General features: G+C 69.4%; 19 protein-coding genes. 11 read left to right on the top strand and 8 right to left on the bottom strand.

The annotated features are described in order from the left end of the window. Positions 1-69: 69 nt before the first annotated feature. On the bottom strand, positions 70-2,244 hold the full coding sequence (locus B141_RS0125670; RefSeq protein WP_020578054.1) for a HelD family protein: 2,175 nt from the start codon (positions 2,242-2,244) through the stop codon (positions 70-72). Positions 2,245-2,619: 375 nt separating this feature from the next. Between B141_RS0125670 and B141_RS42715 the strand changes: the two genes are divergently transcribed. Beyond that, positions 2,620-4,506, top strand: a complete 1,887-nt coding sequence (locus B141_RS42715) for a glycoside hydrolase domain-containing protein (RefSeq protein ID WP_084678513.1) — start codon at positions 2,620-2,622, stop codon at positions 4,504-4,506. Between the two features lie 69 nt (positions 4,507-4,575). Here the strand turns inward: B141_RS42715 and B141_RS0125680 are convergent, their stop codons facing one another. The 4 genes from B141_RS0125680 to B141_RS0125695 form a co-directional block, all read right to left on the bottom strand. Then, complete coding sequence (locus tag B141_RS0125680) at positions 4,576-6,237, bottom strand: DNA repair helicase XPB (protein WP_020578056.1); 1,662 nt, start codon at positions 6,235-6,237, stop codon at positions 4,576-4,578. Between the two features lie 242 nt (positions 6,238-6,479). Continuing rightward, entirely contained in the window at positions 6,480-6,905 is a 426-nt protein-coding gene (locus B141_RS42720) for a YybH family protein (protein WP_020578057.1), read from the bottom strand. A 39-nt stretch (positions 6,906-6,944) separates the two neighbouring features. Continuing rightward, the gene (locus B141_RS0125690; protein ID WP_020578058.1) at positions 6,945-7,394 is read right to left on the bottom strand and encodes an SRPBCC family protein; all 450 of its coding nucleotides are present in this window, start codon (positions 7,392-7,394) and stop codon (positions 6,945-6,947) included. Beyond that, positions 7,387-7,770 carry an ArsR/SmtB family transcription factor gene (locus B141_RS0125695; protein ID WP_020578059.1) on the bottom strand — a complete coding sequence of 128 codons (384 nt, stop codon included), beginning with the start codon at positions 7,768-7,770 and terminating at the stop codon, positions 7,387-7,389. Before B141_RS0125695 ends, B141_RS0125690 begins: the two co-directional genes overlap by 8 nt. Positions 7,771-7,869: 99 nt before the next feature. Here B141_RS0125695 and B141_RS0125700 point away from each other — a divergent pair, with 99 nt between their 5' ends. The 3 genes from B141_RS0125700 to B141_RS0125710 all read left to right on the top strand — a co-directional run bounded on the left by B141_RS0125700 (position 7,870) and on the right by B141_RS0125710 (position 10,505). Further along, positions 7,870-8,316 carry a CBS domain-containing protein gene (locus tag B141_RS0125700; RefSeq protein WP_020578060.1) on the top strand — a complete coding sequence of 149 codons (447 nt, stop codon included), beginning with the start codon at positions 7,870-7,872 and terminating at the stop codon, positions 8,314-8,316. Beyond that, the gene (locus B141_RS0125705; protein ID WP_020578061.1) at positions 8,313-9,596 is read left to right on the top strand and encodes an ArsB/NhaD family transporter; all 1,284 of its coding nucleotides are present in this window, start codon (positions 8,313-8,315) and stop codon (positions 9,594-9,596) included. Before B141_RS0125700 ends, B141_RS0125705 begins: the two co-directional genes overlap by 4 nt. 114 nt (positions 9,597-9,710) lie before the next feature. Beyond that, the gene (locus tag B141_RS0125710) at positions 9,711-10,505 is read left to right on the top strand and encodes an HAD-IIA family hydrolase (RefSeq protein WP_020578062.1); all 795 of its coding nucleotides are present in this window, start codon (positions 9,711-9,713) and stop codon (positions 10,503-10,505) included. 496 nt (positions 10,506-11,001) lie between these two features. Here the strand turns inward: B141_RS0125710 and B141_RS46860 are convergent, their stop codons facing one another. Beyond that, complete coding sequence (locus tag B141_RS46860) at positions 11,002-11,877, bottom strand: DUF3152 domain-containing protein (RefSeq protein WP_020578063.1); 876 nt, start codon at positions 11,875-11,877, stop codon at positions 11,002-11,004. Between the two features lie 49 nt (positions 11,878-11,926). Then, positions 11,927-14,176, bottom strand: a complete 2,250-nt coding sequence (locus tag B141_RS0125720) for a helicase-associated domain-containing protein (RefSeq protein WP_020578064.1) — start codon at positions 14,174-14,176, stop codon at positions 11,927-11,929. A 214-nt stretch (positions 14,177-14,390) separates the two neighbouring features. On the opposite strand from B141_RS0125720, the gene B141_RS46090 reads away from it, so the two are divergent. The 4 genes from B141_RS46090 to B141_RS42735 all read left to right on the top strand — a co-directional run bounded on the left by B141_RS46090 (position 14,391) and on the right by B141_RS42735 (position 18,054). Further along, a complete protein-coding gene (locus tag B141_RS46090; protein WP_157181277.1) occupies positions 14,391-15,170 on the top strand; it encodes a DedA family protein in 780 nt (259 codons plus the stop codon). Further along, positions 15,167-16,342: a lysylphosphatidylglycerol synthase transmembrane domain-containing protein gene (locus B141_RS0125730; protein ID WP_020578066.1), complete on the top strand. Its 1,176-nt coding sequence runs from the start codon at positions 15,167-15,169 to the stop codon at positions 16,340-16,342. Before B141_RS46090 ends, B141_RS0125730 begins: the two co-directional genes overlap by 4 nt. Positions 16,343-16,478: 136 nt before the next feature. Next, positions 16,479-16,985 carry a type 1 glutamine amidotransferase domain-containing protein gene (locus B141_RS0125735; protein WP_020578067.1) on the top strand — a complete coding sequence of 169 codons (507 nt, stop codon included), beginning with the start codon at positions 16,479-16,481 and terminating at the stop codon, positions 16,983-16,985. 346 nt (positions 16,986-17,331) lie between these two features. Continuing rightward, positions 17,332-18,054 carry an META domain-containing protein gene (locus B141_RS42735; protein WP_169512972.1) on the top strand — a complete coding sequence of 241 codons (723 nt, stop codon included), beginning with the start codon at positions 17,332-17,334 and terminating at the stop codon, positions 18,052-18,054. On the opposite strand, the gene B141_RS0125745 is transcribed toward B141_RS42735, so the two are convergent. Then, positions 18,018-21,911, bottom strand: a complete 3,894-nt coding sequence (locus tag B141_RS0125745) for a S8 family serine peptidase (RefSeq protein WP_020578069.1) — start codon at positions 21,909-21,911, stop codon at positions 18,018-18,020. The two genes, B141_RS42735 and B141_RS0125745, sit on opposite strands and share 37 nt — an antisense overlap. A 106-nt stretch (positions 21,912-22,017) precedes the next feature. Between B141_RS0125745 and B141_RS0125750 the strand changes: the two genes are divergently transcribed. The 3 genes from B141_RS0125750 (at position 22,018) to B141_RS0125760 (ending at position 25,141) form a co-directional block, all read left to right on the top strand. Then, entirely contained in the window at positions 22,018-23,046 is a 1,029-nt protein-coding gene (locus B141_RS0125750; RefSeq protein WP_020578070.1) for a helix-turn-helix domain-containing protein, read from the top strand. Positions 23,047-23,148: 102 nt separating this feature from the next. Continuing rightward, positions 23,149-24,591, top strand: coding sequence for an ATP-dependent sacrificial sulfur transferase LarE (larE, locus tag B141_RS0125755; protein ID WP_026257582.1), 1,443 nt, complete (start codon positions 23,149-23,151; stop codon positions 24,589-24,591). Between the two features lie 166 nt (positions 24,592-24,757). Next, the gene (locus tag B141_RS0125760; RefSeq protein WP_020578072.1) at positions 24,758-25,141 is read left to right on the top strand and encodes a cold-shock protein; all 384 of its coding nucleotides are present in this window, start codon (positions 24,758-24,760) and stop codon (positions 25,139-25,141) included. Positions 25,142-25,192 lie beyond the last annotated feature (51 nt).

Consider the following 25,192-nt stretch of genomic DNA (forward strand, 5'->3'; position numbering starts at 1 on the left):
TCCAGGCTTATCAGACCGATCGAGGCGTGCACAGGCCGCCGGACGGATCGTGGCGCCCGCCCCGAGCCTTCACCCAAGGAGCGCCGCGGGCAGCGGTGCGTCGTGGACGATCTGCAGCGAGGTGACCGGGCGGGTCAGACACACGTACAGGCGGCGCAGGCCGGTGACCTCGTCGTGTTCGGCGGCGACGATCTCGGCCGGCTCGACGAGCACCACGTGGTCGAACTCCAGACCCTTCGCCAACGACGCGGGTACGACGTCCAGCCGGGCGTCCACGTCGTTCTCGTCACCGAGGAGGGCGTAGCCGATCCCGGCCTCGTCGAGTGCCGCCCGCAGTGTCCCCACCCGGCTGTCGGCGGTGACCAGGCCCACCGAGCCCGGCCGGTCCAACGCCGTACGCACGCATGCGACCGTCCACTCCGCCACGGACGGAGTCGCGTGGACGAGCAGGTCACCGCGGGTACGCCGGACCGAGGACGGCGCGGTGAGCGTGGGCGCGATGGACGGTAGGAGGCGGGCGGCGAACTCGATGACGTCAGCGGGTACGCGGAATCCTTTGGTCAGCTCCTCGACATGGGCCTCCGGCTTGCCGAAGTGGCTGAGCGCCTCGGACCAGTCGCGGGTCGCCCACGGTGTCGTCGCCTGGGCGAGGTCGCCGAGCAGGGTCGCCGAGCCGGTCGAACACCGCCGCCCGACCGCGCGAAGCTGCATCGGCGACAGGTCCTGAGCCTCGTCAAGGACGACGTGTCCCAGGCTCGGTGTGCGATCGACGAGGTCGGCTACCTCGTCGATGAGTACGGCGTCCGCGAGTGACCACCGCGCGGACCCCGCGGTGCGTGGCGCCTTCGACCACACCAGGCGTTCCTGCTCGTCCGGTGTCAACACGTCGTTGGCATGCTCGGCCAGGAACGCCGGCTCCGACAACAACCGGAACACCAGCCGGGCCGGGCCGACCGCCGGCCAGAGTACGTCGGCGTAGGCGCGGACCGGCTTGCTCCGCGCGACCGCATCCTGCACCCGGTCGTCGGGTGAGTCGCCGTCTGCCTCCATCCGCAGCAGGACCGAGTGGGCGAGCCGCTGCGGGAGGATCGACCGTCCGGCGCCGTAGCGAACGCCTCGAGCCTGGATGCCCCGCAGGATCTCCGCGGCTTCGTAACCGGGCACCCGGAACCTCCGGGCGCCCCGCGGCACCACGAGTCCCTCGGAGGGTTCGCGCAGATGCGACCAGACCGCGCGGCGTACGACCTCGGCCATCCGCGCGTCGCCCTTGAGGGTGGCGACCTCCGCGGGATCCTCGCCCCGGATCCTGATCCGGCCGACGAGTTCTGGGAGCGTCGACTGCCTGGCATCGATCTCACCCAGCGTCGGTAGGACATCTCCGATGTAGCGCAGGAACGAGTCGTTGGGTCCGACGACAAGGACACCTTGACGGCGGAGCTGGTCCCGATGGGCGTACAGAAGGTACGCCGCGCGGTGCAGGCCGACCGCGGTCTTGCCGGTGCCGGGCGCGCCCTGGACACACACCGTGCCCGACAGGTCGGCTCGCACGATGTCGTCCTGCTCGGGCTGGATGGTGGCGACGATGTCGCGCATCGGCCCGACCCGGGGCCGCTCGATCTCCTCCTCGAGGATCTGGCTTTCCTGGGCGGCTTCGAGCGGGTTGGAGAGGTGTTCGTCTTCGTACGCCGTCAGGTCGCCGTGGGAGAACCCGAACCGGCGGCGCAGGTCGACACCCATCGGGGCGGAGCGGCTCGCGCGGTAGAAGGGGCGGGAGACCGGTGCCCGCCAGTCGACGACCATCGGGTTGCCCTCGGCGTCGGTGACGTGGCGCCGCCCGATGTAGAACGGCTCGCCGCCGTGGGCCGTGACCGTGCCGCGGGTGCTCTCGGAACCGCCGGCGGTGCCGGCGGTGGCGGGCGTGCCGGCGGTGTCGGCGTACGGTCCCTCACCGGCGGTGTAATCGAGTCGCCCGAAGAACAACGGCGTCCGCGGGTCGTCCACCAGCGCCTTCGCTCGGTGGTAGAGCGCGGCCTTGAGGTACTCGGTCGAGACGGGGTTGCCGCCCTGCGCCTCCAGGGACTCCGTGCGCTCGCGCATCTTGCGCAGCGCCGTCCGTGACTCGGCAAGGTGGGCTTGCTCCGCGACCAACGCGGGGTCGGACTGCTGCCCGTCCAGCGGTGTCTGTGCCTGAGCGGGTTCGTCCAGGCTCGTATCCGGGGGCTCGATGGTTTCGTGCGTGGGCATGGCGGATCTCCGCTCCAGGTTTCCAGCGGCTCGCGGGAAGGCGGGACAAAAGGGCCAAGGACATTAACACGTCCGGCCACCTGGGGCTACTGGCTTTCGCCGGCGATGGGCTAGGAACACTGTTCGGCGCGAATTACACAAGTCTGGTTACAAATGTTGCCCATGTGGACCCCTGGTGTGGATGTGATCCGCTATGTGACACTGGGTCGCGTTCTTGGTGCTGACAGTGGTCGTACTCGCGTCTGAGGCGTCGGGTTCAGTCGCAATCCAGCGTCGGGTGGGACTGGCGCCGGGGTGGGACCAGTCGTGCCCAGCCAGGAGAACGTCGCCCAGGCGCAGGGATCGGGCTCAGATCAGGCTTCGCTCGGGAGGCGGATGGTGTTTACTCCACTCACCCGTACGTCAGGTCGACGGTTGTCCGGCCTCGCCGTCCTCGCTGTGATCACCACCCTGGTGGCGACGTTCGCCCGATCTCCCGAAGGTAACGCCGCGCCGGCACGGGAGCCGGTGGTGCGCACGTCGGCGGGCGAGCCCGCCTCGACCGCTGACGGGGCCGAAGCCGATCAAGCTGACGGAAAGCCCCGGCTCGCCGCCCCTGGCGCGACGAGGCGGGTCACCTACCGCGGCCTGCGGCTGGACGTTCCGGCGAGTTGGAAGGTCCATGACCTCGCGGCCAAGCCCTCGACCTGCGTGCGGTTCGACCGGCCGGCCGTCTATCTCGGAACACCGGGCGCGGATCAGGACTGTCCGGCCCGCGCGTTCGGGCGTACCGAAGCGCTCCTCGTCCAACCCGCCACCGCCCGCAACGCCGTCCGCCTCCCGGCCGCGGGGAGGTCACCGGCGACTCTTACGGTCGGCCGGAGCCCTTCCGTGGCCGCTGCTGGCGGGGCGGGCCAGGAGGCGAGTTTCGGGTGGGCGGGGACCGGTCTCGTGGTGACCGCGGCGTACGCCGACCGTCCCGAACTCGTCGACGCCATCATCGAACGCGCGACGTACACCGGGCCCAAACGTGCGACACCGACAAACTCGCCTCAGGGCCTCAGCGACCGGCCAAGTCTCCCTGGCGGTTCGGCGACCACTCGCCTTCGTGGTAAGGGATTCGACACCTGCAGCGCTCCGTCGGCGCGCACCATGCGGGCATGGTTGGCGTCGCCGTACCGCGCGGTCGGCATCTACATCGGTGGTGTGAACCGCGCCTGCCCCGACGGCAACCTCTCGGCCTCATGGGTCCGGTCGATCGCGAAAGATGGTTGGCGGACCATCCCGATCTACGTGGGTCGGCAGGCGCCGTGTGCGTTCCAGCGTGACCTGGGCCCGATCCGGCGTACGAACGTCGTCAAGCAGGGAAGGGATGCCGCGGTCGACGCGATCAAACGGGCGCAGGGATTCGGCCTCCCCGCCGGCAGCGCCATCTACTACGACATGGAAGGGTACGACACCAGCGACAGCGGCTGCAGCAAGGTCGTCTTGACATTCCTCAGCGCGTGGACCCAACGATTGCACGACTCTGGCTATCTCTCGGGTGTCTACTCGAGTGCGTCCTCCGGAATTCGGGATCTGTCGAAGGTCTATGTCTCCAACACCTACGTGCGTCCCGACGCGATCTGGTTCGCCCGCTGGGACGGCAAGGCGACGGTCTGGGGCGAGCGGTATGCGCCAGGCGTTCAGTGGAACAACCACCAGCGGATCAAGCAGTATCGGGGCCCGCACACCGAAACCTGGGGTGGCCGGCGGATCGAGATCGACAGCAACCGGGTCGATGCGCTGATCGGATCGGCAACCTACACCTACTCGGTGCGCGCGAACGCTGCCCTGCGGGCACGGTCAGGTCCGGGTACGGGATACCCCGTGGTCCGTAGCTGGCCGGCCGGCGCACGCTTGCACGTCGTTTGCCAGACCACGGGAGGTAGGGTCGCGTCCACCCCGGTTTGGGACAAGCTCGCCGATGGCGGTTATGTCAGCGACAACTACGTGAGTACGCCGAGCAAGAAGGGCTACTCCGCGCCCATTCCCCAGTGCCGCTATCCCTTCACTGTGTGGACCGATGCGCTGACGGTGCGGTCCGGGCCGGGTACGTCGTACTCCGTGATCGGCCAGATCCCCTACGGCGGCATGGCCTACATCGTCTGCCAGAGGGTTGGCCCGAAGGCTGGGGACAGCTCCGTGTGGGACAAGCTCGACAACGGCGGCTGGGTTGCCGATTGGTACACCATGACGGGTGGGCGGCCTGGCTTCACCAAGCCGATCCCGCGTTGCCCGTAAGGGTGCCATGGTGTGTCAGAGGTTTCTCGGCTAAGAGACCGAGAAACCTCTGACACGCCATGAGCGGGATCAGAGCGGGGGTTCGCCGGATCCGGAGAGGACGTCATCGGCGTCCACGATCCGGTAGGCGTACCCCTGCTCCGCAAGGAAGCGTTGACGGTGGGCGGCGAAGTCCTGGTCAACCGTGTCACGCGACACCACCGCATAGAACCTCGCGGCCCGGCCGTCGTGCTTCGGGCGCAGCAACCGGCCCAACCGTTGGGCCTCCTCCTGCCGGGACCCGAACGTCCCCGAGACCTGGATCGCCACGGCCGCTTCCGGGAGGTCGATCGAGAAGTTCGCCACCTTCGACACCACGAGCAGGGAGATCTCGCCCGAGCGGAACGCTTCGAAGAGCCGCTGGCGTTCGCGGACCGTCGTCTCGCCCTTGATGATCGGCGCGTCCAGGCGGGCCGCGAGGTCGTCGAGTTGGTCGATGTATTGACCGATCACGAGGGTGGGCTCACCGCGGTGCTGGGCGGCGAGGCGTTCGACGACGCGGGCCTTGGTGTCGGTCGTGGACGCCAGGCGGTAGCGCTCGTCGGTCTCGGCGGTGGCGTACGTGAGGCGTTCGCTCTCGGTCAGCGTGACCCGCACCTCGACGCAGTCGGCCGGCGCGATCCAGCCCTGCGCCTCGATGTCCTTCCACGGTGCGTCGTACCGCTTCGGCCCGATCAGCGAGAACACGTCGCCCTCACGGCCGTCCTCGCGCACCAGCGTCGCTGTCAACCCGAGCCTGCGCCTGGCCTGCAGGTCGGCGGTCATCCGGAAGATCGGGGCGGGCAGCAGGTGCACCTCGTCGTAGAGGACGAGGCCCCAGTCGCGGGCGCCGAAGAGTTCGAGATGGGTGTAGGCGCCCTTACGGCGGGAGGTCATCACTTGGTACGTCGCGATGGTGACCGGCCGGATCTCCTTGCGGGAACCGGAGTATTCGCCGATCTCGTCCTCGGTGAGGGACGTACGCCGGACCAGCTCGTCCTTCCACTGCCGCGCTGAGACGGTGTTGGTGACGAGGATCAGAGTGGTGGCCTTCGCGTGGGCCATCGCAGCGGCGCCGACCAGCGTCTTGCCCGCGCCGCACGGGAGGACGACGACGCCGGAACCCCCGTGCCAGAACGCCTCGGCCGCCTGCTGCTGGTAGGGACGTAGCGCCCAGCCGTCTTCGACGAGGTCGATCGCGTGCGCCTCGCCGTCGACGTACCCCGCGACATCCTCGGCCGGCCAGCCGAGCTTGAGCAGCGCCTGCTTCACATGACCGCGCTCGGAGGGGTGGACGGCGACGGTGTCGCTGTCGATCCGCTGACCCAGCACCGGCTTGAGCTTGGCGCTGCGTAGCACCTCCTCCAGGACCGGCCGGTCCGTCGTGACAAGGACGAGCCCGTGCGTCGGGTCGTTCTCCAGACGAAGCCGGCCATAGCGGTCCATCGTGTCGGCGACGTCGACGAGCAGGGCATGCGGGACGGCGTACCTGCTGAACCGCAGCAGCGTGTCGACTACCTGCTCGGCGTCGTGACCCGCGGCTCGGGCGTTCCAGAGACCGAGAGGGGTCAGGCGGTACGTGTGGACATGCTCGGGGGCGCGCTCGAGCTCGGCGAAGGGGGCGATCGCCTTGCGGGCGTCGTCTGAGGCGGGATGTCCAACCTCGAGGAGCAGGGTCTTGTCGGACTGGACGATGAGGGGGCCGTCGTTCACGCGATCTCCGTGACGTTCGTCGGGAACTCCAGTGTCGCAACCACGGGCAAGCCGTGGGTGTTCCGGTAGGTCAGAGCCTGCCAGGTTCGCCCGCCGCGCGGTTGTTCAAATGACCACGTATACGTGGCGCGTACCTACTTCACATGGCACCGACACCGTGTGAGGCAGGCAATGACCACGTATACGTGATCATTTCGGCCCTGGGCGGCTCAATTGCCCAAGGGGGCGCCAGGCACCGTCGGTCAGCGTTCGGTCACGATGCTGCCGGTCTGCAGGTCATAGGGGAACGACACGTGCTGGTGGATCAGCTTCCAGGTGCCGTCGGTCTTCTGGAACACACGCGTGCCGCGTGACCAGGATTCGGCCACCTCCTTGCCGGGTTCGCGCACGACCATCTGGTTGAGCCCCCACGTGATCGCGATGTCGTCGCGGACGATCACCTGCAGATCGGGGATATCCCAGCTGAAGTCGCCCTTGGCGGCGTCAAAGCCACCTTGGCAGACCTTGCGGATCGCGTCGGCACCCCGATAGATCATCGGCGCCTCATGTTCGTACGACACCGCGTCGTCGGCGATCTTCGTCATCACGGCGTCGATATCCTTGGCGCTCGCGTCCGCGAGCCACTCCGCGAACAGGTCACGGATTTCCTTCTCGGCGTTCTCGGTCATGAATGGGCGCTCCTTGTTGTTGTTTATCGGTTGCGCGGCTTATCGGCGGGCCGCGACGTGGACGTCGAGTTTGTCGAAGCATTCCGTCCAGCCTTCGGCGTTGCCGTCGCGCATCGTCGCGGCTTCGTAGCCGGTCTGGAGGAAGGTCATCTCGGTCTTGGAGCCCTGTTCGGCCAGGGTGACGGTCACCAGGGTCTGCGGCCCGGTATTGCCGTGGCTGTCCTGCTGGGTGAGCGTGAAGATCAGCTTTTCGGGCTCCTTGATTTCCCGGAACTCCCCGAACTCGCGATGCACCTCCCCGGTGGGAGACCGGAACTCCACCCACCAGCGCTGGCCCGGGCGGGCGTCGACCTCGCAGGCGTTGACGGTGAATCCTTTGGGGGCGAAACACGTACTGATGTCCTCGGTGCGCACCCAGTTTTGAAAGACAAGGTCGCGCGGAGCGTCGAAGATCCGGACGATCGAAATCGTCTCCGTGGCGTCAGTCATCGCGCTTTCCGTTCTTCTTCTCGAGTTCGGACTTCTTTTCCATGTCTGCGTTCTCCGTCTGCTGCTGGGCGAGTCGCTCCTCCAACTGGTCGAAGCGGTCGTGCCAGAGATGCCGGTAGGTGTGCAGCCAGTTGTCGATGTCGGCGAGCGGATCGGCCTTGATCTGGCTGGGTCGGCGCTGCGCGTCCCGGCTACGGCTCACGAGTCCGGCCGCCTCCAGGACGGCCACGTGCTTCGACACCGCACGAGGCGTCATGGCGAAGGGTTCGGCGAGCTCCGCGACCGACACGTCTCCGCTCAGAAGGCGTTCAAGGATCGCGCGCCGCGTCGGGTCGGCGAGTGCCGCGAACGCCGCGCTGAGCCTGTCACGGGCCATTGGGAACCTCCAAGTTCCGGAACTAATTAGTACCGTACGCCGCGTGACCAGAGGAGGTCAAGGCGTTCCGATGTCCGCTCTGAGAGGTACCGTGCCGTCATGCTCGCTCGAGACCTGGTGGAGGACTATCCGGCGGTGAGCGTCGACGCCGACGCTCTTGAAGCCGCGCAGCTGCTCGGCCGGCACCGCCTACCGGGCCTGGTTGTGACCGCCGAGGACCGGCGGCCCATCGCGGTGCTCCCGGCCTCCCAGGTGGTGAGGTTCGTGATCCCGAAGTACATCCAGGACGACCCGTCGCTGGCGAGGGTGATCGACGAGAAGGCTTCCGACCGGATCGTCCACGAGCTCAGCGGTCTCAGAGTGGGTGACCTGCTACCCGAACGCCGATCAGAGCTGCCCGTCCTCCACGCTGACGACACCGTGCTCGAACTCGCGGCCGTCATGGCGCGCTTGCGCAGCCCGCTGGTCGCGATCGTGGACGACGGTCACCTCACCGGGGTGGTGACGGCGTCCCGGCTGCTGGAGCTGGCGCTCCACGACACATGACCCTGTGGATCGCGGTCGCGGTCTTCGTTGGGGCGTACATCTTCATCGCCACCGAACGCATTCCCAGGCTCGCCGCCGCCCTGGGTGGCGCGGCCATCGTCCTGGCGCTCGGCGTGGTCGGCGCCGAGGACATCTTCTTCTCCGAGCACACCGGGATCGACTGGAACGTCATCTTCCTGCTGCTCGGCATGATGGTCATCGTCGGAGTGCTCCGCCAGACGGGCATCTTCGAGTACCTCGCGATCTGGGCGGCCAAGCGGGCCGGCGGAAACCCGTTCCGAGTGCTCGTCCTGCTCTGCCTGCTCACCGCGGGCGCGTCGTCCCTCCTCGACAACGTCACGACCGTGCTGCTGGTCGCGCCGGTGACGCTGCTCGTCTGCCAGCGTCTCGGCGTACGCCCGGAGCCGTACCTCATCGCGGAGGTGCTCGCCGCGAACATCGGGGGTACGGCGACCCTCGTCGGTGACCCGCCGAACATCATCATCGCCAGCCGCGGCGACCTGTCGTTCAACGACTTCCTCGTCAACCTGGCGCCGTTCATCGTGGTGATTCTGGTGATCTTCGTCGGGCTCTGCCGGGTGTTGTTCCGGCGGGCGTTCGTTGCCGACCCCGACCGGGTGGCGCAGGTGATGGCGCTGTCCGAGCGGGAGGCGATCACCGACGTACGCCTGCTCCGTCGCAGCCTGGTGGTGACGGGACTGGTACTCGCGGGCTTCGTCCTGCACTCGGTGCTGCACGTGGAGCCGTCCATCGTGGCGCTCCTGGGCGCCGGGCTACTCGTCGTCGTGAGCGGACTCAGCGCCGGCTCCTACCTGGAGGACGTCGAGTGGGAGACGCTCGTCTTCTTCATGGGGCTGTTCGTCATGGTCGGCGCCCTGGTGAAGGTCGGCGTCATCGACAGCATCGCGGGCTGGCTCGCCGACGTGACCGGTGACCGGCCGGCGCTCGCGGTCACGGTCCTGTTGTTCGGGTCGGCGATCCTCTCGGCCGTGGTCGACAACATCCCGTTCGTGGCAACGATGAGCCCGGTCGTGGCGCAGCTGGTGGCACCCGGAGCGCCGCTGGCCGGCTACACGGTGCTGTGGTGGGCGCTCGCGCTGGGCGCGGACCTTGGCGGCAACGCGACGGCCGTCGGCGCGAGCGCCAACGTGGTGGTCCTCGGGATCGCCAAGCGCAACGGCGTTCCCATCAGCTTCTGGGAGTTCACCAAGTACGGCTCGGTGGTCGCGGCGACCACGGTTGTGCTGGCCCTGCCGTACCTCCTGATCCGCTACCTCTAACCTTCTGCTCCGGATGTGTTGACTGTCCAACTGGCCTTGTTGGTTGCCCTGGCCAAGACTGGCCGTCCGTGAGGGGAGCATTCGCGTGCGCGAGGTACGACGAGGGGTGGCGGCGTGACGGGCTACCGTGCGGTGATCTGTGACCTGGACGGCACGGTGTACCGCTCCGGCGTCCCCTTCCCCGGCGCGGTCGATGCGCTCGCCCGGGTCCGGGCGGCCGGGGTACGCGTCCTGTTCGTGTCCAACAATCCGCTCCGCGACGCCGCGTCCTACGCCGAACGCCTCTCGAAACTCGGCATTCCGACGGAGCCGACCGACATCCTCACGTCGGGAGCGGTCATGGCCCGCTGGCTTCGCGCGCACACACCCGGCGCCCGGGTGCTGCTCCTCGGGGAGGACAGCCTCCGTACCGAGCTCACTTCCGCTGGCGCGAACATCGTCGACCGCGGTGAGGAGGCGGAGGTCGTCGTCGCGTCGTTCGACCGGACGTTCAGGTACGCCACCTGGCTGGAGGCGTTCCGGGCGATCCGCGCGGGCGCCCGCTTCGTCGCCACGAACCCCGATCCGACCTGTCCAGTGGAAGGCGGTGAGGTACCCGACTGTGGCGGCATCATCGCGGCGCTGGAAGCCACCACTGGGCACAGCGTCGAGGCGGTCGCGGGGAAGCCGTCCTCGCTCATGCTGGCTGCCGCGTTGGAGGCGCTCGGCTGCTCGGAGCGGGAGGTTGTGATCGTGGGGGACCGGGTGGGTACGGACATCGAGCTGGGCCGTCGCGGCGGCGTCGCGACCGCGCTCGTCCTCACCGGCGTCACCAGCCGCGACATGGTTGCGGACCTCGACCACCCTCCGACGTACGTGATCGAGAGCATCGCCGAACTCCCCGCCCTCGTCGCAGGTCAGCTCACCTGACGCCGTGAGGTGGGGAGTTGGCGCGTGAGGTGCGAACGGCCGACCGTCCGGTACGTGAGACATGAGGCCGCGCCTTCGAGGATCATGAAGGATTTTGGTCATATAGCGACGAAAAGTCTTCATGATCATGGTCCACCGGTCCGGCGAAGTTGATCAACGGTCCCGGATCCGGTTGCTCGCCGCTGCCGGCGGCCGAATAGCCCGCCGCTGATCAACTTCGTTCCGACGATCCGGAATAACCATGCGCTGGCGAGGGCATTTGAATAGGCCTCGCGGTATCTCCCGAGGACGCACGCTGGATTCGCCTTGCCTGGTGACGACTTGGCTCGCGGGGACCTGAGGACCTGGCGCGCGAGGACGCGAACTGGTCTTACATCCGCTGGACTTCAGTAAGACCGTGGAAACTCCGGGGTGTAATTGCACCCCGGAATCTCCACGAATGTGAGACGACGCATGCCACCCTCGACGCGCCGGGTCTTGCCCGCCGGAGCGAGCCTCAGTGGCTGGGGAGTTCGGATGGCAGGGGCCAGGGGTTCGCCTGGCAGCGCCCGACGCCCTTGGTCTGCTGCATCATCACCGGCGCCAGCTTGTCTGGTGACGGGCAGCCGAGGTGTCCTTTGCCGAGCGCGTGGCCGACCTCGTGGTTGACGACGTAATGCCGGTAGTTGGTCACGTCATCGCCGAACGCCGCCGCGCCGTTGGCCCACCGCTTGGCGTTGATCGCGACGTGGTCGCCCATCCGGCAGGAGAGTTCGCCCATGGTGTCGAGGGGCAGGCACATCTTGTCGGTCGTCGCCGGGCTGGCGATGACGATCGACAGGTCGACGTTCCCGCTGTCGACGCGTTCGAACGTCGCCATGCCGGCGGCCGCCCAACTCCTTGGGTCGCTGAGGGTTTTGTCGACGAAGCTGGCGACCTCGGCGGTGTCGAACGGCAGGCCTTCTTCGACTTCGACGCGGTAGCGCACCAGGTCGCCCCGGCCGAAGCGTGCGGTATGCCCGGCCGCGACAGCCAGCTTGCCCGAACCCCGCTCCTTGATGACGACGGGCGTGACTTTTGGTGTGACCTCAGGTGTCGCCTGCGGGGTGGCCGAGGTGGCCTGAACCGTCGGCGTGGGTGAGGCGGTCGAGACAGGCGGGCGGTCCTTGCTACGGGACGCGCGATTTGTGGGCGGGCGGGTCTGGTCGTCGGAGGTGCCGTCGGACGCCTGCGATGTGGCGGCGGTCGAGCTGGTGACCGAGGTGGCCTGGTCGCCGAGCCCGAACCATCCGGCGAGCACAGCCATTCCAAGGGTCGCCGTCGACAGCATCACCACGAAGGCCCGCCCGAGGCGGCGGCCGAGCGTGGTTCCCTGTGCATTGCGCTTTGCCATGCCCGACTCAGGCCTCCTCCAGTTCGGCCGACGCAGGCCCGCAGACACCCTAGTCGACCGGCGCGGCTCCGGTAATGCGGTGGAGAGCGAACGTCCTGGCCTCGCCCGCGGCATGGTCATACGCAGTGAGCCAACCTCCGTCGATCCGTACCGGATCGACGATGCGGTCACGTACGCCCCCCTGCTGGTCTACGTACCCCATCCAGACCGACCATCCACCTGCCAGCGCCGCCCGAAGAACTTCGATCGCTTCCGCCGATGCGGTCCGACGAAGCTGCCCGATCACCACGCCTTCAGGCCTGCTCGCGCGGGCCCGATCGCCAGCGCGGACGGCTCGCACAGCCGCGGCGAGTACCTCGGGCTCGGGTTCGCGTGGCCCACTCGCAGTCGCCCGTTGCGGGATTTCGGTGGTACGCCCGACCCGCTTCTCTGACAGCAACAAAGCTCCGTCGGGTGTCTCCGGGACCGGGCTGTAGCCGAGCGCCCGCAGCTCGTCGACGACCGCGCGCAACGGCTGGCGGGACACGACGACGGTCGGAGCGATCCGGCGCAGTCCGAGCGGGGTGGTACGCCGGTCGACCAGGATCGCCTCGAGGATGGACTCGTCGTCGCAGCGAAGGTAGGCGGTGGCGGTGCCCGCGCGAAGGTGGCCGTGCCGGCGGGCCACGTCGTCAATGAGGTACGACAGTGGCTGGGGTACTGGCGTCGCCGAATGCCGGGCGAGCAGGTCGTGGAGTTCGGCGGCGGTGCGGCCCGCGTCCAGCGCCCGGCGTACCGACACCGGGCTGAAGCGGTAGACGGTCGCGCCACCGTGGGACTCGACGTCGGCCATCGCCGCCAGGGAGCGGGCCAGGTCGGGTTGGAGCGGGCCGGGCGCCACTGCCGTGAGGTCGGCCTGGAGGAGTACGTGGTCGACGGGCTCGGGCAGATGTGGTCCGAGTGCGGCGGCGGCGTCCTCGCCGAGACGGAGGGCCCGCCCGTGGCTCGCGAGCGCGCCCAACCCCGTCACCCCGAGGAGAGCGGCCTCGCTCAGCGTGGCCTGGACCAGGTCGCGGACGAACGCCGTCATCCGGCGGGGGCGCCGCCAGCCTACCCAGGCCAGCACCGCGTCGACGGTCGGAGCGGTGCCGGGCGGGGCCTCGTCGAGCGCGGCCAGGACCAGCCGGCGAACCTTCGGTGCGACGGACCGGTCGGTCTCCGGCGCCAACGCGGACCGCGGCCGGTCGCGCTCGTCCCGGGTGCCGATCAGGTGGGGCACCCGCGTCATCGTCAGCCAGGTCTCGGCCAGGCGCGCCCACCGCTTGGCGGGATCGAGAGCGAGCCACAGGTCGTACGCGGGAGTCGGCAGCCAGGTGTCGTCCTCCGCGGCGGCGAGCATCCCGGCGGCGAAGGCACATTCGAGGAAGAACGCGGCGGTGGCCTCGTCCGCGTCCAACGTGGTGGCCGCGCGGCGGAGGTCCCGGACACCGAGGCCACCGGCGCGGAGCAGGGACGGCGGATCGGCGCCCCATGCGTCGAGCAGCTGCTCGATCCGGCGTACCGCCTCAAGGGTGGTGCCGGCGGCGGTCCGGTCGATCAGAGCCGGATCCCGGGTGGTGCCCGTGAGGGGTGGCGGGGCCAGCTCGGACTGCGGATAGAGCCGGCCCCGCAGGTGGAGGCCGATCTCGCGGGGGAGTACGACGGTGCGCGCGTCGATCGCGACGAGCAGCCCGCGGGCGAGGAGCTTCTCGACCGGGCTGCGGGCGGACTCGACGGTGACGGGACGGTCGGCGTCGGAGACGATGCCGACCGGCGGTCCGGCGGCGAGCCGCTCGGCGACCGACCGCGCTTCCGGACCCGCCTCGTCGAGGAGTTTGGCGATGGTGCCCGGATCGGTGAGCTCGGGGTCGCGGGCCGGTGGACCCAGACCGGCCGGATGCGGGCCGAGGAGTTCGGTCACGACCGGCGGGATGGCGAGTGAGTCCTTTGCGCCCCACACGAGGGCGAGCGCGCGAAGGTCGCGGAGGGCAGCGCGCAGCCGGGTCTCGGTGAACCCGAGCAGCGCTTTCAGGGTGGCGGACGTCACCGGCTTCGGCAGGACGGCCAGTCCTTCGATCACCGCGAGCGCGGCCCGGTCAAGGCGGTCGAGTACCCGGGCCACAGAGCTGCGGGTCTCCGACCGGACGGCGAGCTGGTCGATGTCGGACGGCAACGGCGTCACGAGGTCCGGCCGGGCACGGAACAGCTCCACGAGCTCGTCGTCGGTGAGCGCGCGGAGCAGGTCAGGAAGAGTCGTGGGCTCGGGGCCGTTTCTGGGCATCCCTTCCACCGTAGAGCGGCGCGCAAGCCGGGTGAAATGCGGCACTGCGCAGCCGGGCTCGGGGAAACCCCGGACAACCCCGAGGAGCGGCCAGGGTCGATCACCGGCCGTTCCCCGATGTGCCCGGCTGGCGGGAACCGGCACGGTGAGTACGGACATGAAAGAGGGACCGGTACCACCCGGTCCGACCGAATGAACGGGGAGACGCATGCCGGTGGCCGGCACCTTGACTGAACTCCACGGCATGCTGATGGATCTCCACCCTGCCGTCCTGGTCGGCCTCACCCTTCTCGCCGTCGCCCTCGAAACCTCGCTCTTCATCGGGTTGGTCATTCCGGGTGATTTGGTGCTGCTGGTCGCCGGGACCACCGCCACCACGCCGGGGCGCTTCGTCGCCATCCTGCTGGCCGGTCTCGTGGGCTCCCTGCTGGGAGAGTCGATCGGTTATGCGCTCGGACGGAGGTTCGGCGGGCGGCTGCGCTCCAGCCGGCTCGGACAGCGGCTCGGTGAGCACCGCTGGGTGAAGGCCGCGGAGACGCTCGAACGTCTGGGAGGCCGGGCGATCCTGGTCGCGCGGTTCGTGCCGTTCGTCCACGCGATGCTGCCGGTGATCGCCGGCACCATGCGGTACCCGTTCGGCCGGTTCATCCGTTGGTGCACCGTCGCCGGGGTCGGATGGTCCGCTTTGTACGCTGGCGCGGGTGCCCTGGCCGGCACCCAGCTTGATCAGATCAGGGGCTCGCTCGGGCTGGTGGGGTACGCAGTCGTCCTCGGGGTCGGCGTCCTCCTCGCCGTGAAGCTCGTCAGGCTCGCGGTGCGGAGGCGGCGTACGGCACAGCGAGCGCGCGGGCGGCCCTCGCCGGCGGCGACGCGACTGCCCCCGACGCGACTGCCGTCGCCACGGGGGCATCGGATCGACATGCGAGTCGCCGGAAGTGTTGTCAGCAGCAGTGTTGTCGGAAGTAGTGCGATCGGGATGGGAGGTGACCGGTGACCATACTGGCTTCGACGCCGCGGCAGCGGGCCGCGCGACCCACTGGCGTGCCGGGCCGCACCATGCCCGCCGGGTCGGCGACCGTCTCAGCGCCGACCGACAGTTCAGTGCCGAACCTCACCACACCGAACCTCACCACACCAGACCTCACCACCCCGGACCCCACCACCCCGGACCCCACCACACCGGCCGACCGCGACGGCGCGACCGCCGCCCGGCAGAGCGGACCTGGTGGCGTACGGCTGTCGTGGCGACCGCGACACGTCCTCGTGCTGGTCGCGGTGACCGCGCTTGTCGGCCTGCTCGCGTACGCGAACCGCGACGCGATCGACCTGCGACTGTGGCGTGAGCAGCTGCGTCCCGGTTGGGCGGCGCTCGCCTTCGCCGGGGTAGGTATCACCCTTGTCGGGAACGCGTTGAACCTGATGGGGGCGAGCCCCGTCCGGCTGCGGTTCTGGCGTACGTTCGCCGCGCAGGTGGCCGGCAGCCTGGTCCGTATCGTCTCGCCAGCGGCCGTTGGCGCGGCGGCCGTCAACGTGCAGTATCTGCGGCGGGCCGGCGTCGGAAGCGCGGCGTCGATCGGCACCGTCTCGGTGGCCCAGACCGTGCAACTCCTGCTGGCCCTGATCCTGCTCCCGCCGGTCGCGTTCGCCGCCGGTGCCAACCTGGTGGTGCTGAACGGCAACGGCGCGGTGATCGCCCTCGCGGCGGTGGGCGGCGCGGTACTGCTGGTCGTGGCCGGTTTCGTTGTCGTACGCCGATCCGCCCTGCTCGAGGCGCGGGTGCGGGTCCTGCTCGGGGAGCTCACCCGCTCGGTCCGGGCGATGGCCACTCGCCCGAGCCGCGCGGCGGTGAGCGTCGCCGGTGCCGCCCTCATCTCGGCCGGACTCATCACCGCGCTGTGGGCCTCCGTGCACGCTTTCGGTGGGACGTTGGGGCTGCTGCCGGTCGCGGGTGTCCTCCTGCTCGGGAGTACGGCGGGTAACGCGATCCCGGTGCCGGGTGGACTCGGGTCGGTCGACGCCGCCCTGGTCGCTGCGCTGACCGCCACTGGCGTCGGCCTGGGGGTGGCGTTGCCCGCGGTCGCGTTGTTCCGGCTGGTGACGCTGTGGCTGTTGCTGCCGGCCGGGTTGGTGAGCGTGGGGATGCTGCGCCGTCGCGGCGCGCTCTGAGCTTGCTGGGTTGTCAGAGGTTTCTCGGTCTACTCGTCATCTGCGCAGGGCTCGACGCTGGGGTGGCGGCGCATGGGTGGCACTGGCCCGGGTAAGTGCTTCGGCAAGGGCCTGTCGCCTGAGGGAGGGAGCAACGATGGCGAAAGTCGCGTTCCTCGTCGACGAGATGTTCGAGGACTCCGAATTCCAGGTGCCCTATGAGGCAATCAAGAACGCCGGTCACGAAGCCGTCATTGTCGGCATGGCGCCGGGCAAGAAGCTGACCGGCAAGAAGGGCATGAAGATCAAGGTGGAGAGCACGTCAGGTGACGTGCGGGCCGAGGAATTCGACGCGGTGGTGATTCCGGGTGGTTACTCACCCGACAAGGTACGCACCGACCAGAAGATGGTCGGATTCACCCGGCAGATGCACGAAGCGGGTAAGCCTGTCGCCGCGATCTGCCATGCCGGGTGGGTGCTCGCCGAGGCCGACATCGTGCGTGGACGGACGATGACGTCGTACCACTCGATCAAGACCGACATGACGAACGCCGGCGCGAAATGGGTCGACAAGGAGGTCGTCGAGGACGGCAACCTCATCACCTCCCGTACGCCGGACGATCTGCCGGCGTTCTGCGATGCGTTGACCAAGCGGCTCGCCTGAACAGGCGGGCCTCATCACAGCTCGGTCTCAGTGGTGGGGGCGGGCCCGACGGGCGAAGCCCGAGCGGGGCCGGAACCACACTGCCCTACGTGACTTGCTGCCGGGGACCATCCCCTCCCCGAAATCGATCAGCGGCCCCAGTCCGGGAGTCTCCTCGCGGCCTCCGCTCCGGATGTGGGGCCGCTGGTCATGCCAGCGGTTGGTGCCACTGATGCGGCCGCACCCGGGCAACCATCCCGGGCGCGAAACCGTCGACACGGGTATGAGAACGCGCGCCTTGATGGGTCGCCTCGCCTTGGTCCTTCTCCTTGGCGCAATGGTCGGTTGTGGGGAGCAGGCGAGTGTGATGACTGGTTCGGATGGCGGCGCAGGTGAGGATCTGGTACGCGGCCGGACATTCCTTTCCACACAGGTCACGGAATCCGGCAAGGAGTGGCGCCTCGTCAGCAGCACCCGCATCTCCTTGTGGTTCGCCGACGACGGCCGGCTGGTCGCCAACGCCGGCTGCAACACCATGCAGAGCCCGGTGAAACTTGCCGGCGGCACGCTCGTCGTCGAGGACCTATTGACCACCGAGATGGCCTGCAATCCGCCTTTCCGCCACGATCAGGATTCCTGGCTGGCGTCGTTCCTGGAAGCCAAGCCCCGCTGGCGGCTCGAGGGTGACAAGCTGACCTTGACATCGGGCAACACCCGGATCGCCCTTCTGGACCGTAAGGTCGTTCGGCCTGACCTGCCACTGGAGAAGACCCGCTGGCAGGTCGACACGCTCATCGATGGTGAGACGGCATCGTCGGTTCCCGGCACGACCAAGGCGTTCCTTGTTTTTTCCGATGGCAAGGTCACCGGTTCCACCGGGTGCAACCAGCTCAGCGGGCCGGCCGCCGTTGTCGGCAAGACGATCGAGTTCGGCCCGATCGTCACCACCAAGAGGGCCTGTCAACCCGACGTTGCGCGGCTGGAGCAGATCGTCCTCGCGGTGCTTGACGGCACTGTGCAGTTCAGCATCGACTCTGACCGGCTGCGGCTCGATCACCCTGGTGGTAAGGGACTCGTGCTCACGCCATAGGCGCGTTCCACGACCTGCTCGACGCCGTTGTCGTTGCTGTCCTTGGCGGACACCTTCAGCGTGACATACCCACCGCTGGCCGGGCGGTTGTCGACCTTCGCCACCCATGACCCGCCAGGTCCGGTTGACGCCGGCGCCTCCACCCAGGTGGCGCCGTCGTCGTACGACGACCAGGCCCTGACGTCGCTGACCGGTCCGGGTTCGTAGTCGGCCTGCCCGGCAAAGGTCAGCGTCACTGGGAAGTCCGGCTTCGCCGGCGCCAGGTTGAACTCGTCGACCCCGACGTCGTAGTCAGGCAGGAGGATCGGCAGTGCGACCGTGTCTTCACCGGCAGGACGCCCGGAACGAAAGCTGAACGTCGTTTCGGTGCTGAGCGACAGCCGCCAGTCGGGGTAGCTGCTCGTCCCCGCGAACATCCGTTCCGTCCGCACCATCACCTGGTAGTCGGCGGCCGGCTCGTCAACCACGGCTTGCCCGTACGCACCCCAGTCGCCCTCCCCGATCAGCTCGCCGTTGCGGTAGAGCTTCAGGCCCGCGATGTCACCGAAGCCGGCCCTGGGACCGAAGTGGTCGGGCTCGGAGTCCTGCCAGTGCGGGAACTCGAAGCCCATCAGGTTGCCCTGGCGTTCGGCCACGTGCAGGGGCGTGCCGGTCCGGTCCATGCGTACCCCGGTCTGCATGGGGTGTTTGAACCACCTGGTCGTCAGGGACTGGCCGGGCTTGAAGGACCGCACCGGGTCGTACATCGACGCGCCCCAGATGGGATTGGCGGAGGTGATCTGCCGCCACCCGGTGTCGCCCGGGGTGTAGTACATGTCGCGGCTCTGCGGCGTGCGTACGCGGTTGATGTCGCCGACCAGAGCTGCCGTTCCCCCGTCCCAGGGACGGTAGGCGACCGGCATGTCGGCGTACCCCAGCGCATCCGTCCCCGGGGCGTACCACGTTTCGCGGACGCGGCCGAGGTCCTTCGCACTCACCTTGTGGTTCTGGTTGCCGCGCACCTCGTCCTTGTCGAAGAACGCCAGGTTGTAGACGTACGGGCTGTCGGCCACCGCCGTCCAGGAGAGGCGGACCGGTCCGGCGGCGAGGCGTTTCCGCAGCATCTGCTCGTCTTCTGGGGTCAGCGTGAGCCCAGGTGCCGCGGGCACTCGGAGGCCGGCGGAGAACGTCGGCCGGACCGTCCAGCTCCAGCGGCCCGGCGCGTCCCGGCCGACGAGCACGGCACGGGCACCCGCCGCCGCGGCGTCGCGGAGGAGTTGCGGGATGCGGTTGCGGTCGGCGGACGGATCAGCGATGTGGATCAGCGCGAACTTCCCGCGAACGTCGGCCGCGGCCAGCGCCTCCGGCGTACCGTCTCCGACGTCGACCACCGGCGTTTCGCCAACCCCGTCAAGCGGTTCGCCCCACTCCATGGCGATGGGATCAACTGCCGGGCCCCGCGGTCCCGCCACCCGCATCGCGAGGTCGGGGGCGTACATCCGCAGGTAGGTGCCGAGTTCGAAGTGCCCGCGCCGCACGCGGGTGTCGTCGGGTACGACGTAGAGATCCTCGACCAGGCTGCCCGTCATGTATCCGCCGGACACCACCCAGTCGGTGCCCCAGCGGCCGTACACGAGCGACCCGCCGCTGGGTTCGATCGGGCGGTCGCCGCTGACGCTGACCCGCCGGCCCTTGCGGGCATCGAGGACGAGCGTCATGTCCTTGTCGACGGTGAGTTCGGTCCGGCCAGCGTACGTCACTGACTGGACGAGGCCGCCGGTTTCCAGTGTCGTGCCGGGGTCGCGGCTCGGCACCATGGCGGCGACAGAGTAGGCGCCCGCCCGAACCCGGTAGGTCACGTCCTGCCCGTCGAGGTAGCCCCGCCAGCCGGAGGGTACGTCGACGCTGAGGACGTCGAGGAACCCGCCGCGGGCCGGCGTTCCCTGGCGGTCGGTCGCGCGCACTGTGAGGTTCACCGTTTTCGGCTCCAGCCAGAAGCCGACCGGAGTCGTGATGACGGTGCCGTCAGCGGCGCGCGCGACGAGGCGGCCGCCGAACTCGCCGTACGCCGCCGCGGCCACCTTCACCCGCGGGTCGACGCTGACCTGGACGCTCGCACTGCCGCGCGCCGGAACCGTCAGCTTCGAGGCGCCGAGCGACACCATGCCGCGCGGTGCCGGGCGACCGTCCTGCCCAGTGACCGCGAGGTCGAGGTCGAGGGTGACGGCCTGGGATCCGACGTTCTCGAACGTCACCGGTCGGGTGATTGGCTTGGTGTTGGCGTGTGGCCAGGAGAACGTCGCGAGATCGACGGGGCCCTGGCTCAGCACGGTCTGGCGCAGCGCGCGCGGCACGTCGACGACCCCGGATCCCTGTGCGTACACGCTTCTGGTCGCTCCGGGGGTGGCCGCCGAGACCAGGAGTCCCTTGCGTTGTTGGGCTGACAGCTCCGGGCGGCGTTGTGCGAGGATCGCCGCGGCGCCGGCGACGTGCGGGGCCGCCATCGACGTCCCCGACATCGCGGCGTAGTGGTTGTCGCCCCGGCTACCCAGTGCCGCCGCCATGATGCCCACGCCGGGCGCTGCCAAGTCCGGCTTGACAGTGTGGGCGTTGAGCACAGGACCGCGCGCGGAGAAGCCGGCCGTCTCTCCCGACCGGTCGACCGCCGCGACGGTCAGCGCGCCTGGTGCGCAGCCGGGCGAGGCGATCCCTTCGCGCAGGCCGGAGTTGCCAGCCGCGATCACGAACAGCGTCCGGGTCTGGGCGGTGAGGCGCTTCGTGGCTTCGGCGAGCGGATCGGTGCAGTCGCCGGGCTCCGACGAACCCAGGCTCATGTTCACGACGTCGGCGCCCTGCTCGACGGCCCACTCCATGCCGGCGACGATCCACGACTCCTGGCCGCCCCAGGGTCCAAGGACCCGCCCGACCAGCAGGTCGGCACCCGGCGCCACACCCTTGCGGCTACCGCCCGCTGCCGCACCACTGCCGCCCACGATCGACGCGACGTGGGTACCGTGCCCGTCCTCGTCGCTGGCGTCGGTGCCGTCGGTGCCGTCGGTGCCGTCGGTGCCGTCGGTGAAGTCGGCGGCCGCCGTCACTCTGCCCTTCAGGTCGGGGTGCTCCGGGTCGTATCCGGTGTCGAGGATCGCGACCTTCGTCCCGGTGCCGTCGTATCCCGCCGCCCAGGCGTGCGTCGCCCCGATCTGCCGGACACTCCTGTCAAGGGTGGGTTGCACCCTGGCGTCAAGCCACAGTTTGCGGATCGACGTCGCCGAACGGCTGCGCGGGCTTCTGAGGTCCCGCCAGAGGTCGGCCGCCTTCCGCTTGTCCGCGGTGAGGGCGGCCGCGCCGATCGAGGACAGCAATCGGGTACGCCGGGTGCCGGCGGGCGTCGGTGCACTGGTCCGGGCGTCGCGGTAGGTCGCGATCAGCGGCAGCTCCTGGCCGCGCGCGTCGTCGTACCCCTGCTCGATCAGCCCCGTGACATTGAAGAGCCGTTCGTCAAGCCGACCTTGCGCGAGAAGGCTCGCCGCCGAACCCGGAACGACGTACAGGTCCTCGCCCACCCGGCGGGTGAGGTAACCGGCCGGATCGCGTTCCTCCGAAAGGACGACGGCCGAACGCCGTCCGTCTGGTTCGGTACGGACCTCGACCCGGTCGCCGGTGATGAGTGTGACGGTCGCCGTGGCCGCGGGTTTCGCCGAACCGATGACGGCGGTACTGCCGCCGTAGGTCAGTCCATTGCCCTGGCCCGTGCCCGCGACGACGGGAGACGCGGCAGCGGCGAGTACCGCCGACACGGCGGCGACCGCGGTGGCCAGGCGGAACGGGCGAGCGGTGAACGGGTTGGCGCGGCGCGTGACGGGCGTGACGTGCATGACGTCACGATCACAGAAGTGGCAGGGCGGCCTGAATACGTACCAGGCGTCAAGTTTCCGACATGGCTGATACTTGCCAGTGCCCTTGGGGTGGGAGGAGGCAGCGATGTTCGAGGCACTCGGACTGGACGGCGACGAAGAACGCGTCTATCTCGCGCTCGTGCCCCTGCCCTCCGCCTCCGCCGACGAGTTGGCGCCAGCGCTGGGTCTCACCCCGGCGAAGGTCGGCGGTTTCCTCCGCCGGCTCGAGATCCGTGGCCTCGCGTCCCGGCCGACGGTGGGACCCGATGGTGGACGGTACGTCGCGGCGTCGCCGACGGTGGCGCTCGGCGCCCTGGTGACGCTGGCCCGCGAGGAGCTACGGCGGGCCGAGCAGGCGGCGGCCGCCCTCGCCGAGCAGCATCGAACGGCGGCCCGTGCCCGGTCGGTCGCCGACCTCGTCGAGGTGGTCGCGGGAGCCGAGGCGGTCCGGCACCGGTTCATCCAGTTGCAGCACAGCGCGCGGAGGGAGTTGCTGGCGTTCGTCGCGGCGCCGACGTTCCTCGTCCACTGGTCTGAGAACGCCGCCGAAGACGCCGCCGTCGCGCGCGGCGTGGAGATGAAGGTGGTCATCGAACGCGCCCTGCTGGAGGAGCCGGGTGCGTTGGCGGAGGCGGAGCGGTCCATCCAGAACGGCGAGGAGATCCGGGTCGTCGACGCGCTCCCGATCAAGCTGCTCATCGCCGACCGGTCGCTGGCCCTGGTGCCGCTGATGACTGTCGACGGAACGGCGGACCACCGGGTCCAGCATGGGGCCGTCATGGTGCACGAGAGCGGCCTGCTCGACGGGTTGATCGCGTTGTTCGAGGGGGCGTGGGAGCGGGCCGCGCCGCTACGCCTGGGCGCGGACGTGGCGCGGCGAGACGACCCGCCGGACCGGGTGGGCGACGGGCTCACCGGGCTCACCGGGGTCACCGACCTCGACGGCCGGATCCTCGCACTCCTGCTCGCCGGCTTCACCGATCAGGCGGTCGCGAAGCAGCTCGACATCTCGACCCGGACCATGCAGCGCCGGCTCCGCGTCCTGATGGACCTGTCGGGTACGCGTACCCGGCTGCAGCTTGGCTGGTACGCCGCCCGCCACAGCTGGATCTGAGCGCGGCCGGACCGGCCCTGACCCCAGCCCCACGGGCGTCCGGATCAGGACGTCCGTCAGTAGTGAATCGGTCGCACTGTGCGAGCACCGTAGGGTCAAGGGGTGGCCTCAGATGTGCTGGTCGTCGGATTCGACCTGGATATGACCCTGATCGACTCCCGTCCCGGGATCGCGGCGGTATGGGACGCGGTGTCGGCACGCACCGGCGTTCCCATCGACAGCGAGCTCGTGGTGAGCCGGCTCGGCCCGCCGCTCGAGCACGAAGCGGCACATTGGTTCCCCCCTGAACAGGTGGCGGGCGCGGTCGCGCTCTACCGCGAGTTGTATCCCGACCTCGCGGTCGAAGCCGCCGAGCTGATGCCGGGCGCGGCGGAGGCGATCGCCGCCGTACGCCGGCACGGTGGCCGGGTGCTCGTCGTGACCGCCAAGAACCAACCGCACGCCAAGCTCCACCTCGACTATCTCGGGCTGGAGGTCGACGAGGTCATCGGCGGCGTCTGGGCCGAGCAGAAGGGCGAGGTCCTGCGCGAGCACGCTGCCACGATCTACGTCGGCGATCACCTCGGCGACGTCCTCGGAGCCCGGGCGGCCGGGGCCTTCGCACTGGGGGTGGCTTCTGGGCCCATCCCGGCCGAGGAGCTGCGCGCTGGCGGCGCCGACGTCGTACTCGCCGACCTCGCGGACTTCCCGTACTGGCTTGACGAGCACGTCCTCGAAGGTCGGCTGGCCGCCCTGGACGCCGGACTCGCCGAGCTGGGCTCGGTGATGGTCGCGTTCTCCGGTGGCGCCGACTCCGCGTTCGTGCTCGCCGCCGCCGTCCGTGCGCTCGGAGCCGACAACGTCGCGGCGGCGACCGCCATCTCGCCCTCACTCCCGGACGCCGAACTCGCGCCGGCCCGGGAGTTCGCGGAGTCGCTGGGCGTACGCCACTTCACGCCACACACCGACGAGATGGCCCGCGAGGGCTACCGCGCGAACGCCGGGGACCGCTGCTACTTCTGCAAGGCAGAGCTCCTCGACGTCCTCACGCCGGTCGCCGGTGAGCTCGGCATCCTCCACGTCGCGACGGGTACGAACGCCGACGACGCGCGGGCCGGGTTCCGGCCGGGCATCCGCGCGGCCTCGGAGCGGGGAGCGGTGACGCCGCTGAAGGACGCGGGGTTCACCAAGGAGCAGATCCGCGAGGTGTCGCGACGCTGGGGGCTCCCGACCTGGGACAAGCCGGCCGCGGCGTGCCTGTCCAGCCGGATCGCGTACGGCATCACCGTCACCCCGGCCCGGCTGGCACGGGTCGAGCACGCGGAGGTCGCGCTGCGCGCGGTGCTCACCGAGGCCGGCATGGTGGTCCGCAACCTGCGGGTACGCGACCTTGGCGACACCGCACGCATCGAGGTCGACTCAGACATCGCGGCCGCCGTAGCCGAGCTGGAAGAGGTGGTCGAGGCGGTCCTCGCGGCGGGGTTCGAGGTGGCCGAGGTCGATCCGCGTGGATTCCGGTCGGGTGCGATGAACGAGCTCCTTCGCGATCCCGAGCGCTACCGCTGACCGTCTGTTCGGAGGCAGTGCAGTGCACTAAGGAGTAGAACGCCGCAGGTCCGGGCGTCTACCCTGGGATCGGCCCCCGTTGAGTCGGGGGCTGTGTCATGAGACGCGGGGGCGCCGCTCCCGCCGACCCCAACGACAAACACGTGTTCACGCGAGCGAGGTCGATGTGCCGGCAGGCAAGGTGAAGTGGTACGACGCGGAGAAGGGCTTCGGCTTCCTCACCAAGGATGACGGAGGCGACGTCTACGTCCGGGCGTCCGCGCTGCCCTCGGGCGTGACCTCACTCAAGGCCGGGCAGCGGGTGGAGTTCGGCATTGTCGCGGGACGGAAGGGCGACCAGGCACTGTCGGTGCGCCTGCTGGAGCCGCCGCCCAGCGTGTCGAAGGCGATGCGCAAGAAGCCCGACGAGATGGTCGTCATCGTCGAGGACCTCATCAAGCTCCTCGACGGGCTCGAGGGCACTTATCGCCGCGAACGACACCCCGACCCCCGCACCTCCAAGCAGGTGTCGACGGTCCTTCGCGCCCTGGCCGACGAGCTGGAGCTCTGAGCGGCCGCGCGGACAGGGAAGTCGCGGGCTGCGCGGCGTCTAGAGGCCGCG

Origin of the sequence: Actinopolymorpha alba DSM 45243 (assembly GCF_000373925.1) — a bacterium.
GTDB classification, from domain to species: Bacteria; Actinomycetota; Actinomycetes; order Propionibacteriales; family Actinopolymorphaceae; genus Actinopolymorpha; species Actinopolymorpha alba.